We start from the raw sequence: 13,935 nt of genomic DNA, 5'->3' as shown, positions 1-13,935 counted from the left end.
TATATCTAAAAAAGTCCAGATTTTCAAGTCTGAACTTTTGTTGATTCACAATCAAGCCATCAATGCCGCCAAATCATCGAAAAATGACGGATAAGACGTTTTTATGGCTTCAGAGCGCTCAAGATCGACATCACCATCAGAATCAGAAACTAGCAAACTTGCAACTGCTGCTGTCATGCCAATACGGTGGTCTCCCTGCGTGTTGATCACAGCACCATTAAGCCGTGATTTACCTTTGATAATCATACCATCGTCCGTCGGGGTAATGTCTGCCCCCATGCTGTTTAGCATATCCGCAACAACCTGAATCCTGTCAGTTTCCTTGACTTTCAGCTCTTCAGCGTCACGAATGACTGTGGTACCACTTGCCTGCGTCGCAAGCAGCGCAATGACTGGCAACTCATCAATCAAGCGCGGAATAATATCACCAGCAATCTCAGTAGCACTGAGCTCTGATGTTCTAACAGTCAACGTCGCAGATTTTGCAAGCTCGTCTACATCAGAAATCGTCAAATCACCACCCATCGCCTGAATGACGTCAATAATTCCCGTGCGCGTCTCGTTAATGCCAACATTTTTCAGAACAATCTCACTATTTGGTACAATGAGACCTGCCACCAAGAAAAAGGCTGCACTTGAAATATCGCCTGGTACAGTAACTTCTGTAGCTGTAAACTGCTGCCCGCCTCTGACGCGAATTTCCTTACCATTGACCGAGATTTCACCGCCAAACTGGACAATCATGTCTTCTGTGTGATTCCGCGTGAGTTCTTTTTCGGTGATGACTGACTCACCATCTGCCTGCAATGCAGCAAAAATCAAGGCCGACTTTACCTGCGCAGAAGCGACAGGCAGCTGATAAGTAATCGGTTTTAAGTTGCCAGTTCCTGTGATTTTAAGCGGTGGCAAGTCACGGTCTGTTTCCCCTGAGATGTCAACACCCATCTGACGCAAGGGAATCGTCACACGATCCATTGGCCGTTTTGACAGTGAATCATCGCCAAACATCTCTGACGTGAAAGGTTGCCCTGCTAAGACACCTGAAATCAGGCGAATAGATGTACCAGAATTACCCATATCTAAGCGTTTTTGAGGTGCTTTCAAGCCATCAAATCCAACACCATGAACAACCACTTCGTAGCCATTATCCTCGATGCGCACGCCAAGTTCCCGAAAAACAGCCATGGTTGACAGCACATCCTCACCACGCAAGATGTCATGCACCTTGGTAGTACCTATCGCAAGGGCGCCAAACATGATGCTGCGATGGCTGATAGACTTATCACCTGGCACTTTTAGCGTGCCACGAAGGCCTGCTGCATTGGTCTGTAACTTCACTTTTTCGTTTCCTCGTCTTTCTTGACTATCAAGTCGTATCCCTTGTCATTCTTACGGCTACGGGTGTAAATGCCTGAGCCTTTCCCATTTTTTGACTTGACAAATTTTTTGAGCTGATTTTTATTTTGACGTTTTTTCTTGCGCAAGGCAAGTAAAATCGCCTCGCGATCACTTGTAGACGTCATAATCCGAATTTTCCTTTATCAAATGTTCAGCAGTTTTCTGATCTTGCTCCGTTTTAAAAGTAATCTGCAAAACACCGTTAATCTCAACACGCGTTTCATTGATTTTGATATTGATGATGCTCAGATTGTGCCCAGCAAAATAACCCAGCACCTCATGAATCACGTCAGACTTATCTGGCACGCTGATAAACAGGTCATAAAAGTTCTCCAGAGCCCCTTTGTGAATGGGCATCAGACTTCTAAGTTTACGTGCTTGATCAAAGAAATCCCAGATTTCAGCGCTCTGTCTTTGAACAATCAGCTGTTTGATCTGCGCCAGTTTTTGACTAAATTGATCGATTTGGTAGATGATATTATCAGGATTTGACATGAGAATCTCTGCCCACATATCGGGTGAGCTCTCAGCAATCCGTGTCATATCCCGAAAACCACCCGCTGCTAGATTTTCAGTAAAAGGCATGAGCTGTGCAAAATCATGCGCATTATTAACCAAACTTGCTGCCACAACATGCGGAAAATGACTGGTCACAGCCGTCATGGCATCGTGATCTTTTGGTGACAACTCAACAAATTTCGCACGGGTATTTGATAAAATGTCCTTGAGTTCCGCAAGGTCTTTTGGCTCAGATAGAGTTGACGGGGTCAAAATATAATACGCATTTTCAAACAAAAGCTCGTCAGATGCAATCACGCCTGTTTTGTGCGAACCAGCCATCGGATGACCACCGATAAATCTGGCGGATTTCCCCGCAAAAATAGTTTCCGCCGCAGCAACAATCTCAGTTTTTGTAGATCCCGAGTCTGAAATCAGCACATTTTCTTTCAAAGGCAATGTCGCAAGCTTTTTCAAAAAGTCAATTGATAGCTGAACGGGGAAGTTCAAGATGATCACGTCTGCCTTGACAGCAAGCGCCGCAAAATCGTCAGACACTTCATCGACAATCTTTTCTTGAATGGCAAAATCGCGCGGTGCCTGACTACGATTGTAGGCAGAAACGTGATAATCTGTGTGACCTAACTTGATTGCACGCGCAAGCGAGCCTCCGATGAGACCCAGTCCTGCGATTAAAATCGTTTTTTGAGACATCTACTTACTTTCTTTACCTTTTTATAGTCAATCGCTATCAGAAACCTTTGACATAGTCATTATGGCGGGCAATGTTTTCTTTGAGCTCAGCCATGTTATCTGACGCAAATTTTTCTAGGATTTCATTTGCTAAAACAGTTGCGACAACGTGCTCAGCCACCACTGCAGCAGCAGGGACAGCGGTCGGATCAGAGCGTTCGACTTGCGCCTTATAAGGCTCGTGATTTTCAGTATCCACACTCATCAGTGGCTTATAAAGCGTTGGAATCGGCTTCATGACACCACGCACGACAACCAACTCACCATTGGTCATACCACCTTCAAATCCGCCAAGGTTATCAGATTTTCGTGTGTAACCATCGTGTTCTGACCAAGCGATTTCGTCCATGATTTGACTGCCAGGTTTATAAGCCGCATCAAACCCGATGCCAAATTCGACACCTTTGAAAGCATTGATAGAGACAACGGCTTGTGCGATTTTCGCGTCCAATTTCTTGTCCCACTGGACATATGAGCCTAGTCCGACAGGCAGGCCGCCTGCAACAACCTCGACAACGCCACCAATCGTATCACCATCTTTTTTAGTTTTATCAACTAAATCTTTAATCTCTTGTTCACGTTCAGGATTGACGATGGATACTTCTGATTGCGCCGCACGTTCGCGTATTTCGCTAACGGTCAGACCGTCTGGCACTGCAACTTCAATCCCGCCAAAAACCGTCACATGGCTTGCCACCTCAATATCAAGCTCAGCAAGCAGACGTTTTGCCACAGCGCCGATTGCCACGCGCATGGTTGTTTCACGAGCACTTGAGCGTTCTAGAACATTTCTCAGATCACTAAAACGATACTTCATGCCACCAACCAGATCGGCATGTCCTGGACGTGGCTTAGTCAGTTTACGTTGCTTTTTGAACTTATCATCGACGTCATCTGCCGCCATAATCGTCGTCCAGTTTTTGAAATCCTTATTTTCGACATTGAGCGTGATGGGGCTACCCATGGTAACACCGTGACGCACGCCAGACGTGATCTCGACCTGGTCGCTTTCTATCAGCATACGGCCACCACGACCATAGCCGCCTTGACGGCGTTTTAACTCAACATTAATATCAGCAGAACTCAGGCGCAACCCAGCAGGGACGCCTTCAATAATAGCCGTCAGACGCGGCCCGTGACTTTCTCCAGCTGTAAAATATCTCATGATTTATCTCCAATTTTCAGAATTTTACTATAATTATAAATTATACCAAAAAAAAAGGCGATTGCCTATTTTTTTCGTCATGCCAGTTATTTTTTATGACCAGTTAGGCCAACCACTCCTCAACATCCACCATGTCGATCACATTGATCTTAGCCTGACCGATTTCTGGGACTAAAACAGTTTTTATCTGAGTGCCACGTGCCTTTTTGTCTAGCGTCATGACTTTGGCAAGTTTGTCCACTTCCCACGGCGTATAGTCTGTCGGCAAATGGAATTTTGCAACCATTCCCCTGATTTTTGCTGTTAATCCTGCCTGACTCAAGCCTTTTTCTTCAGCAATTTTTGTGATTTGTACCATGCCAATGGCGACGGCTTCGCCGTGCATGACCTTGCCATATCCCGCAGTAGCCTCGATTGCGTGACCAATCGTGTGACCAAAATTCAGATACAAGCGTGTCCCATTATCAAGCTCATCTTCGACAACAACCTTGCGCTTCACATCACACGAATGGTAAATCAAAGCTTCAGAATTCGTCAAAAGATTGTCAACTTCGCCCGTCAGCCCCTCTAAAATATCCCACAAATCCACATCAGCAATCAGACCACATTTGATGACCTCTCCCATGCCCTCATAAAGCTCACGTTCGCCAAGCGTTGCAAGACAGTCTGGGTCAATCAAAACGCCATCAGGCTGTGTAAATGTCCCAACCATATTTTTGGCATAAGCTGTGTTCACGCCTGTCTTTCCGCCAACTGAAGAGTCCACTTGCGCCGTCAGACTGGTCGGTATTTGCAGAAAATGGATGCCACGCATGTAGGTCGACGCCACAAATCCTGCTAAATCGCCAACAACACCTCCGCCCAGAGCAACAATCCCGTCAGAACGTGTCATGCCAAAATCAGCCAAAAATTTGTAAGCTGTTTCAACTGTAGCAAGTGTTTTTGATGCCTCGCCCTCCAGAAAAGCAAAGACAGAAACTTCTGTGAAGCCAGCGTCCTCAAAAGACAGCTTGACCGTCTCAGCATAAAGTTCGCCAACGTGATTATCCGTGATAATTACGATTTTCTGCGGTTGCCAAAGATCTCGCGCCCATTTGCCAGACTTTGCAAGCTCTCCCCGTGCAACCGTGATGTCGTAGGGATGTTGGGGTAAATCAACGTGCAATGTTTTCATAAATATGTTTCCTTTCAGGTTCAACCTTGATAAATCGTGATAACAGATGATGCGAATTATCCGCATTAGCACGTCTCTAAGGTAAAAAATCTTAATCTTATTTTCAGCGAACATCGACAAAATCGCATCACGATTTTATTTCAACGCATCATATAAGCTTTATCGCACTCGGGGAGACGATGAGTTTTGTGACTGTATCTTTGTGATCAGCCATAGATTTTTTCTTCTAACTTTTCTAATATCATCTCAGCAGGCATGACTTTCCCAGTCCAAAGCTCAAAACTTTCAGCAGCTTGATAGACTAGCATGCCAAGTCCATTAAGTGTTTGGCAGCCCTGCGCCTTAGCAAAACGCAGCAACGGTGTCTCAATTGGCTGATAAATCACATCTGCCACGATCATATTTTCTGGGATAACCAGATTTTCCGAAATCGGCATGCTAACACCGTCCATCCCAACACTTGTCGTATTAACCAAGAGATCACCACTCAAACTTACCAAGTCTGACAAAGGTTTGAAGTCAATCTGCCCTGGATAGGCCGCAAAAAGTTCAGGCTTATAAGTCCGGTTGTAAACGGTGATTTTTCCTGCACCTCGCAACGCCGCCTCAGCAATAATCGCCCGAGCGGCACCGCCAGCACCAATAATTGTGATGTCGCTATCTTTTACCGAAAAATCAGGCAGTGACTTGAAAAATCCCGCGCCGTCAGTTGATGTACCAAAAAGTTTACCATTACGGTTAACAATCGTATTGATCGCGCCAGTCAGTTTTGCGACTTCTGAGAGTTCATCAACGTAAGCCACCGCTGCTTCTTTATAAGGCATGGACAGATTGACGCCGTACATATCTAGTGTTTTGATTGAATCAATGACTGAGCTTAGCACTGTTGCTTCGACTTCAAAAGCTAGGTAGGCCCCGTTTTCTGCAACCTCTTCAAAGGCCAAGTTATGTATAAATGGCGACAGAGAATGCTTGATTGGCTTTGCCACAACTGCCGCAAGTTTTGTATATCCGTTGATTTCCATACTTTTATTTTAGCCTAATTTTCGCAATTTTTCAACAATTCATCCGCGTTTAGGCCATCATTTTTCAGGAAATAAGGACGTCGAGTGAGCATGGCTAGGATTACCAGAGTGGATTTTAGCCATGATCTGGTTAACCGCGTGCGGCCCTTCTTCAAATCCTTCGACGATCAAGCCGAGTTTACCGTCATATTTTGCCGTGTCACCAATGGCATAAATTAGTTCTTGATTCGTTTGATAATGGGCATCCACCACAAAATGCTGACGATCCATTGCCAGATTGACCGACCAAGCACGAATGTCTTTATTATTGCTCAAAAAACCGTGCTGAACCAGCAGATAATCAACTTCTAGCGTCTGACCATCAGACAAGGTCAAGCGCAGCTGCTGATTTTCCGTGTCCTCATCAACAACATCATCAATGCGTTCAATGGTAAGCGGCACCAAGACCGCAACTGATGACGCTTGCAAGTGATCAACTGACGACTCATGCGCCCGAAATTCCTTGCGCCGATGAATCAGGCTGACTTTTTCAGCGACTTCTGACAAAAGCAGCGACATGTCAATCGCAGAATCGCCACCACCTGCTACAGCAATCCTTTTTCCATCCATTTTTTGCTTATCTGTCATGCTGTAAAGCACTTTTGACGCATCAAATTCACCAGCAGTTTTGAGTATTTTCGGTGTGAATGATCCATTACCAGTCGCAATGATCACAGCCTTACTCAGATAAGTCGCTTTTGTCGTAGTGATCTGGTACAGCTTGTCGTCAGAACTCTCCTGATCCACTGCCACAATGTCAATCACCTGTTCTGACAGGCGAATCGGCACACCAAACTGCTCAGTTTGCTTGACCAGATCAGTTACCAGCTCCTCCGCCTTGACGGCAAAATATCCTGGCACATCGTGAATCATTTTTTCAGGATAGAGCGCATTGAGCTGACCTCCTGCAATTTCCAAGGAATCCAAAATTTGCACTTTATTTTTACGCATACCTGCATAAAACCCTGCAAACAAGCCACTCGGACCTGCACCAATAATCGTTATATCATATATTTCTGCTGTCATCTGGATGACCCCTAACTTTCTTTAATGTAAAACATATTTTACTATAATCCCAGTAATAAAGCAAAAAACTGCCATTTATGACAGCCTTTTCTTGTGCGTATTATTTGCTGGTAATGGCGAGATTCCGATTGCAGTAAGTTTCAGGTCCAGTAAGAGCTTGATTGCCGCATCTACTACGTCGCTACGAGAGATCTGTGCGTCATTGCCATAATATTGATCATTAGCGTCCCGTCAGAGAACCATTTGACAAAAATATAGTTATATGCTAAAATTTAATAAAATTGATAATTAAAGGAGAAATTTCAATGAAAAAAAATATTTTAAAACCACTGGCAATCTTGTCAGCGGTAGGAATATTGAGTGTGCCACTATCTTTAGACAAACTATCAGTCAATAATACTGAAGTTAATGCTGCAGCTGCTGTTAAAACAGTCGATATTTACCGTTTATATAACCCAAACAGCGGTGAACATTTTTACACGCGCTCAAGTGCAGAAAGAAACAACATTATTAAAGCAGGTTGGAAATACGAAGGTATTGGGTGGGTAGCCCCTGAAACAAGTAGTCAACCAATTTATAGACTATATAACCCAAATGCTGGCGATCATTTTTACACAACATCATCAGCTGAAAAAAATAGCTTAGTTAAAGTGGGTTGGCGATACGAGGGTATCAATTCCTACGCAAGCACCAATTCTAAAGATATTGCCCTATTACGTGCCTATAATCCAAATGCTAAGGCTGGCAGCCATAACTACACAACTTCGTCTGCTGAGCAAAATAGCCTGATTAAAGCTGGCTGGAAAAATGAAAATATCGCATGGCGAGTTTCAGGTCTTGGACATGCTGATGCATCAGTTCCTGCTGTTACACCAAAACATGTCGATCAAAATATTACCGGAACTGGAGGATCTGAAACGAGTAACCCAGGATCATATCGAAACCTTTATTCAAATAGACCATTTGATAGTGCTACTTTAACCGGAAATCCGACCATTGAATATTCTGCCAATATCAAGATGACTAGCTCAAGTAGTGATTATGAAACGCAATTTGTTATTGCAGGTACTAATACTGGTCAAGGTCAAATCGGCATCTCATTGCATTACCAAGCGGGTACTGATGCAAACTTCGCACAAGGTAGAATTAACACAACAACGATTAATTTTCCAAGTGGTGCTGGAAATACTGGCCAACAATACTATTCAGTGAACACTGGAGCTGCTAGAATTGCTAACGGTCAAACAGTGAATTTAAAAGTAAAATATTTCTCAAATGGCTATATGCAAGCGTTTGTTAATAATGTGTTAGTTGGACAATATAAAACTAGCTTAGCTACAAATTCTGCTGGAAATTATATCTTACACACCCTTTCAACCAATGCAACTGTCAATATGTCTAATATTAAAGTTCTAAAAAATGGTACTGATATAACGCATGGCGGTCCTGTTCCTTTCAAAAATAGCAGTTATAGTCTAGGAAGTGGCATTGCCATTTCTGCGGCCTATTAATGCGCTTTGTCAAATCGTGTGGGAAAATCAATTTCCTTATAAAGCAAGTAACTTCGGTTGCTTGTTTTTTTAGTTTACAAAAACTCTTTCTCTCTAAATAAAACAAAAAAACTGCCATCACTGACAGTTCCATATCCCAAAATCAAGCATTCACCTCAGCTGTCACTTCAGCTTCAGCCATATCTTTTTTGAGTTGTTTTTTTGCTGTTGCCATCATCAAACGAATCCGATTAAGTTGGTTGACGACTGAAACAGATGGATCGTAGTCAATTGGTGCGATATTGGCACGCGGATATTGACGACGGAGTTCCTTGATCATACCTTTACCAACGATGTGGTTAGGCAGGCAGCCAAATGGTTGTAGGCAGACGATGTTATCCACGTCATCTTGCAAGAGTTCAATCATTTCACCCGTCAAGAACCAACCTTCACCCGTATGATTTCCGATAGAGATGATTTTTTCGGTATCTGCAGCGAGGGCATCAATCGAGTGAATCCCATCAAATCGTTTAGAGGCTTTGAGCGCCTTATTCATCGGTTTTTCAACCATTTGGATAATGTTAATGAAGGCGCGTGCAAAGTATTTTGCTTTCTTGCCCATGCCGAGATTTTCAGATTTCCAGATTTGGTTGTAAAGCGAATAGTTCATAAAGCCGATAATATCCGGCACAACTGCTTCTGCACCCTCCGACTCAATGATGCTCACAATATCATTATTGGCTGTTTTTGAATATTTGACAAGAATTTCACCTACCACACCAACACGTGGTTTTTTGATGTCCAAAAGTGGTGTTTCGTCAAACTCACGAATGATTTGTTTCATATTGCGGTTAAATTCAAAAATTGAGCCTGATTTGATGTTGTGTTTCGCTTTGCCAAGCCATTTGGTATGAAGCGCATCAATCTGACCTTTGGTGATTTCATACGGCCGTGTCCGATAAACAACACGTTCAAACAAGTCACCATAGAGCGCACCGATAATCACGCGCGTCATCATTGGCACAGAGAATTTGAATCCTTCAGATTTTTCCGTACCTTTATTTCCCATTGACACGGAAACGACTGGCACTTGACCAAATCCAGCATCTTTGAGCGCTTTTCTAAGCAGTGGAATGTAGTTTGTTGCACGACAACCACCACCCGTTTGCGTCATCATGACAGAGGTATTGTTGACATCGTAGTCGCCCGATTCGAGCGCATGGATCAACTGCCCGATTGAAATAATGGCAGGATAACATGAATCGTTATTGACAAATTTCAAACCGGAGTTGATAGATGATTTGTCTTCAGGCAGGACCACAACATTGTAGCCAGACTGTCTGAAGGCCTCATCAATCAAACCTTCTTGGTGGATTGGCGACAACATTGGCATGAGAAGCGTGTGTGTCTTTTTCATCTCTTTTGTAAATGCTGGATGTGTTTCGATGATTTCCTTGTAGTCGCTTTCAGCGATTTCAGGAATGACGCCACGTTTGTCACGTTCGCTAACAGCTGCTTTGAGTGAGCGCAGACGAATCCGAACAGCGCCCATATTTGAACCTTCATCGATCTTTAAAACCGTGTAAAGTTTGTTATGACCTTGCATGATTTCTTCAACTTGGTCAGTTGTTACGGCATCAAGCCCGCAGCCAAAACTATTGAGTTGGACGAGTTCAAGATTTTTATTTTTCGCAACGACACGCGCAGCGCCGTACAGTCGTGAGTGATAGACCCATTGATTGACCACGCGCAAACCGCCAACTTCAGCAAGATGCGCGATCGAATCTTCCGTCAGAACGTGGAAACCTTCTTGCGTAATGATGTCAGAAATGCCATGGTTGATTTCTGGATCCAGATGGTAAGGACGTCCTGACAAGACGATGGCTTTTTCATTGTTAAGATTGATTTGCATAAGCAAATCCTCAGCCTTGTCTCTGATGTCAGCTTTAAAAGCGTCAAGCTCTTCAAAACCATGGTGAATCGCTGCTTTAACGGCATCAAGTGTAACGTCGAACTCTTTCAAAGCCTCAAAAAGATTAACAGCCATATTGTCAGGATCAGCAAGGTTGATAAATGGATGCACATAGCCTACTTGACCATTTCTGATTTCGTCAATGTTATTTTTGATGACTTCAGGATATGACTGAACGATCGGACAGTTATAGTGATTTTGTGCTGTCACATCTTCTTGACGTTCATACAAAACAGACGGATAAAAAATCGTTGGCACATCTTTTTGGATCAAGCTCATGATATGACCATGGCTGAGTTTTGCTGGATAACAAACCGTGTCTGACGGAATTGTTTCAATCCCTTTTTCATAAAGCTCTTTGTCAGATTTTGGTGACAAAACAACACGGAAACCAAGATCTGTCAGCATGGTGTGCCACAATGGATAGTTTTCATACATGTTAAGCACACGTGGAATACCAATCTCACCATTTGTTGCTTTTTTCTTGTTCAGGGCTTTAAACTTGAACAATTTTTTATATTTGTAATCAACTAGGTTGACTTTTTTGTCACGCTTGTCAATTTTGATTTGCATGGCTTTTTCGGCACCACGTTCGCAACGATTACCTGAGACAAATTTTGACCCGTCATTGAAGACAGTCAATGTCATCTTACACATGTTTTCGCAAAGGCCACATGTTGTAAATTCTTTTGTCGTGTTAAAGGCTTGAAGTGCTTCAAGACCCAAAATCGTAGACGGTGTCGCATCGTCTGTCGCATCTTCCATGGCAATCAAAGCACAGCCATAAGCCCCCATGAGACCTGCGATAGAGGGACGGACAACCTCACGGCCTGAGATTTTTTCAAAGGCACGTAACACGGCTTCATTGTAGAAAGTACCGCCTTGAACAACGATTTTTTCGCCAAGATCTTCAGGGCGTTTGACCTTGATAACCTTATAAAGCGCATTTTTGATGACTGAGTAAGACAGGCCAGCCGAGATATCACCGACTGTGGCACCTTCTTTTTGAACTTGCTTGACTTTGGAGTTCATGAAAACCGTACATTTTGAGCCGAGATCCACAGGATGTGCTGTGAGCAGTGCTTCTTGCGCAAAGTCTTTGACGTCAAACTTCAAAGATTTAGCAAATGTTTCGATAAATGACCCACAACCTGAACTACACGCTTCATTGAGCTGAATGCTTGAGAGCGCCCCATCGCGAATCTTCATAGCTTTCATATCTTGCCCGCCGATGTCGATGATAAAGTCAACACCAGGTTGGAAGAAATCAGCCGCCTTGTAATGCGCCATGGTCTCAACTTCACCAATATCAACTTTGAGTGCGGCTTTGATCAGCTGCTCACCGTAACCTGTCACCGCAGATTTTGCGATGTAGACGTCGCTAGGCATTTCCTTGTAAAGAAAGGTCATAACGTTCAACACGGAATCAAGCGGATCACCGTTATTGGAGCCGTAATGCTCAAACAAGATATTACCGTCTTCATCGATCAGCACGACTTTTGTCGTCGTAGAACCTGCATCAATCCCTAGGAAAGCTGCGCCATGGTGATCAGATAAGTTTTTATGTGCTGCACTTGCTTTGGCGTGACGAGCTCGGAACTCAGCCAAGTCAGCGGCGTCTTCAAACAAGACTTCGAGTGTGTCTTGGGGAATCAGGTTGTCAGAGTTGTCATTTTCAAGCTTGTTTACAATCTCTGATGCTGAAAATTCAGTCGCATTTTCCTCGTCCAGAGCTGCGCCCATGGCAACAAAAAGTTGCGGATTTTCAGGGAAAACGACATTTTCAGGTTTGATATCAAGCGTTTCGATAAAGCGTTTACGAAGTTCGCTCATGAAAAAGAGAGGGCCACCCAAAAAGGCAATATTCCCTTTGATTTTGCGACCAGCCGCAAGACCTGCGACCGTTTGATTGACAACAGCCTGAAAAATACTGGCTGCGATGTCTTCTTTGCGCACCCCTTCATTTAGCAAAGGTTGCACGTCTGTTTTGGCAAAAACGCCACAACGACTGGCAATCGGATAAAGATTTTGATAATTTTTAGCCAGCTCATTGACACCATTAGCATCTACTTTTAGTAGCTCAGCCATTTGGTCGATAAAGGCACCCGTCCCACCAGCGCATGACCCATTCATCCGTTGCTCCATCGCACCGTCAAAGAAAGTCATCTTGGCATCTTCACCACCAAGCTCGATCATAACGTCTGTTTCTGGAATGAATTTTTCGATTGTCAGTGTTGAGGCGATTACCTCTTGGATAAATGTGGCACCAATCACGTCAGAAAGCCCCATACCGCCTGAACCTGTGATTGAAAAAGTAAACTGGATATCACCTAACTCGGCAATCATCTCATTAAGCACTTTTACTGTCGCCGTTTTGACGTCAGAAAAATGACGCTCATAGCGCGAAAACTTGATATCATAATTTTCATCGAAAACGACCATCTTAACCGTCGTTGATCCGACATCAATACCTGCTTTATACATGGTTACTACTCCTTTAGTGATTCGTGTTTTTGATTACTGTCTGTCTTAAACTCGCTTTTAGTATAAGCAATCGAACAACACAGTGTTGTTTATCATATATAATTCTATTTTACAAGGATTTTGACTTGCAATCAACCATTAAAATATGCTAAACTGTTGGTAAAACAACATTATCCGACAATGTGTTGGATAAAATGCTAAATTATATTATTATTTGCAAAAGGAAAGGCATCTCATGGCTCAAAAAGTAGATTTACGCGTCAAACGCACCAATAAATTGATCACGCAGGCTTTTCTCAAGTTGCTGCGCACCAAGACATTTGAAAAAATTACGATTAACGATATTTCTGACGAGGCGATGATCAATCGCGCAACATTTTACAGCCATTTCAAGGATAAAACCGACCTTTATGAAAAGATCGTAGACAAGTTTATAGGCGATTTTGCGGCCGTTTTGGATCAAGAAAACTTGATCGAACAAAACTCAGTCAATGTCAAAAGCATTGAGGCGAGCTTGACGAAGTTTTATGAGTTTGTCACCGAAAATCCCGTTCTCGCACAGATCATCATCGATAACAGCAACGAGGAAATGCTCTCTACTCGACTGCTTGCCATCTTGTCTGAGCGTTATGCCAGCATTTTTGATCGCCTTGACGTGCGAAATGAAGACCTGAAAATCCCGACTGACTTCGTCGTTTCGTATATCACAAGCATCTTCATCGGCACTCTAAAATGGTGGATTAACCAAAAAAATAACGAGATGACAGCGCGTGAATTCGCTGCACTCGTGATCAAACTCATCTCAAATGGCCATTTGACGGTTTTGGGGGTTAATATTAACCGGGATTAGGGAGGAAGAAATTTTCCCCAACAAAAAAACACCTCAAAGATGCTGTTATGTCAGTACCAAA

10 protein-coding genes are annotated in these 13,935 nt (G+C 43.4%); 2 read left to right on the top strand and 8 right to left on the bottom strand.

The genetic code is table 11. The features are described 5' to 3' along the window. Positions 1-51: 51 nt before the first annotated feature. The 7 genes from aroA to Hs20B_RS01445 all read right to left on the bottom strand — a co-directional run bounded on the left by aroA (position 52) and on the right by Hs20B_RS01445 (position 7,078). Positions 52-1,338, bottom strand: a complete 1,287-nt coding sequence (gene aroA / locus Hs20B_RS01475; protein ID WP_172354866.1) for a 3-phosphoshikimate 1-carboxyvinyltransferase — start codon at positions 1,336-1,338, stop codon at positions 52-54. Beyond that, entirely contained in the window at positions 1,335-1,523 is a 189-nt protein-coding gene (locus tag Hs20B_RS01470) for a hypothetical protein (RefSeq protein WP_172354864.1), read from the bottom strand. Before Hs20B_RS01470 ends, aroA begins: the two co-directional genes overlap by 4 nt. Continuing rightward, complete coding sequence (locus Hs20B_RS01465; protein ID WP_172354862.1) at positions 1,507-2,610, bottom strand: prephenate dehydrogenase; 1,104 nt, start codon at positions 2,608-2,610, stop codon at positions 1,507-1,509. Before Hs20B_RS01465 ends, Hs20B_RS01470 begins: the two co-directional genes overlap by 17 nt. Before the next feature lie 37 nt (positions 2,611-2,647). Continuing rightward, positions 2,648-3,814, bottom strand: coding sequence for a chorismate synthase (gene aroC, locus Hs20B_RS01460; RefSeq protein ID WP_172354860.1), 1,167 nt, complete (start codon positions 3,812-3,814; stop codon positions 2,648-2,650). A gap of 103 nt (positions 3,815-3,917) precedes the next feature. After that, positions 3,918-4,988, bottom strand: coding sequence for a 3-dehydroquinate synthase (gene aroB / locus Hs20B_RS01455; RefSeq protein WP_172354858.1), 1,071 nt, complete (start codon positions 4,986-4,988; stop codon positions 3,918-3,920). 206 nt (positions 4,989-5,194) lie between these two features. Then, positions 5,195-6,013 (bottom strand): shikimate dehydrogenase, encoded by an 819-nt coding sequence (gene aroE / locus Hs20B_RS01450; protein ID WP_172354856.1) that lies wholly within the window; start codon positions 6,011-6,013, stop codon positions 5,195-5,197. Positions 6,014-6,070: 57 nt separating this feature from the next. After that, the gene (locus tag Hs20B_RS01445; RefSeq protein WP_172354854.1) at positions 6,071-7,078 is read right to left on the bottom strand and encodes an NAD(P)/FAD-dependent oxidoreductase; all 1,008 of its coding nucleotides are present in this window, start codon (positions 7,076-7,078) and stop codon (positions 6,071-6,073) included. A gap of 305 nt (positions 7,079-7,383) precedes the next feature. On the opposite strand from Hs20B_RS01445, the gene Hs20B_RS01440 reads away from it, so the two are divergent. Beyond that, positions 7,384-8,589, top strand: a complete 1,206-nt coding sequence (locus tag Hs20B_RS01440; RefSeq protein ID WP_172354852.1) for a hypothetical protein — start codon at positions 7,384-7,386, stop codon at positions 8,587-8,589. Between the two features lie 142 nt (positions 8,590-8,731). Here the strand turns inward: Hs20B_RS01440 and Hs20B_RS01435 are convergent, their stop codons facing one another. Next, positions 8,732-13,024, bottom strand: coding sequence for a 2-hydroxyacyl-CoA dehydratase (locus tag Hs20B_RS01435; RefSeq protein ID WP_172354850.1), 4,293 nt, complete (start codon positions 13,022-13,024; stop codon positions 8,732-8,734). 235 nt (positions 13,025-13,259) lie between these two features. On the opposite strand from Hs20B_RS01435, the gene Hs20B_RS01430 reads away from it, so the two are divergent. After that, on the top strand, positions 13,260-13,874 hold the full coding sequence (locus Hs20B_RS01430) for a TetR/AcrR family transcriptional regulator (protein WP_172354848.1): 615 nt from the start codon (positions 13,260-13,262) through the stop codon (positions 13,872-13,874). Positions 13,875-13,935: the final 61 nt, after the last annotated feature.

The organism is Pseudolactococcus insecticola (assembly GCF_011170065.1).
Lineage (GTDB): Bacteria > Bacillota > Bacilli > Lactobacillales > Streptococcaceae > Pseudolactococcus > Pseudolactococcus insecticola.
Note: the sequence above shows the minus strand (reverse complement) of the source record. Positions and strands in the feature narration are given on the sequence as shown.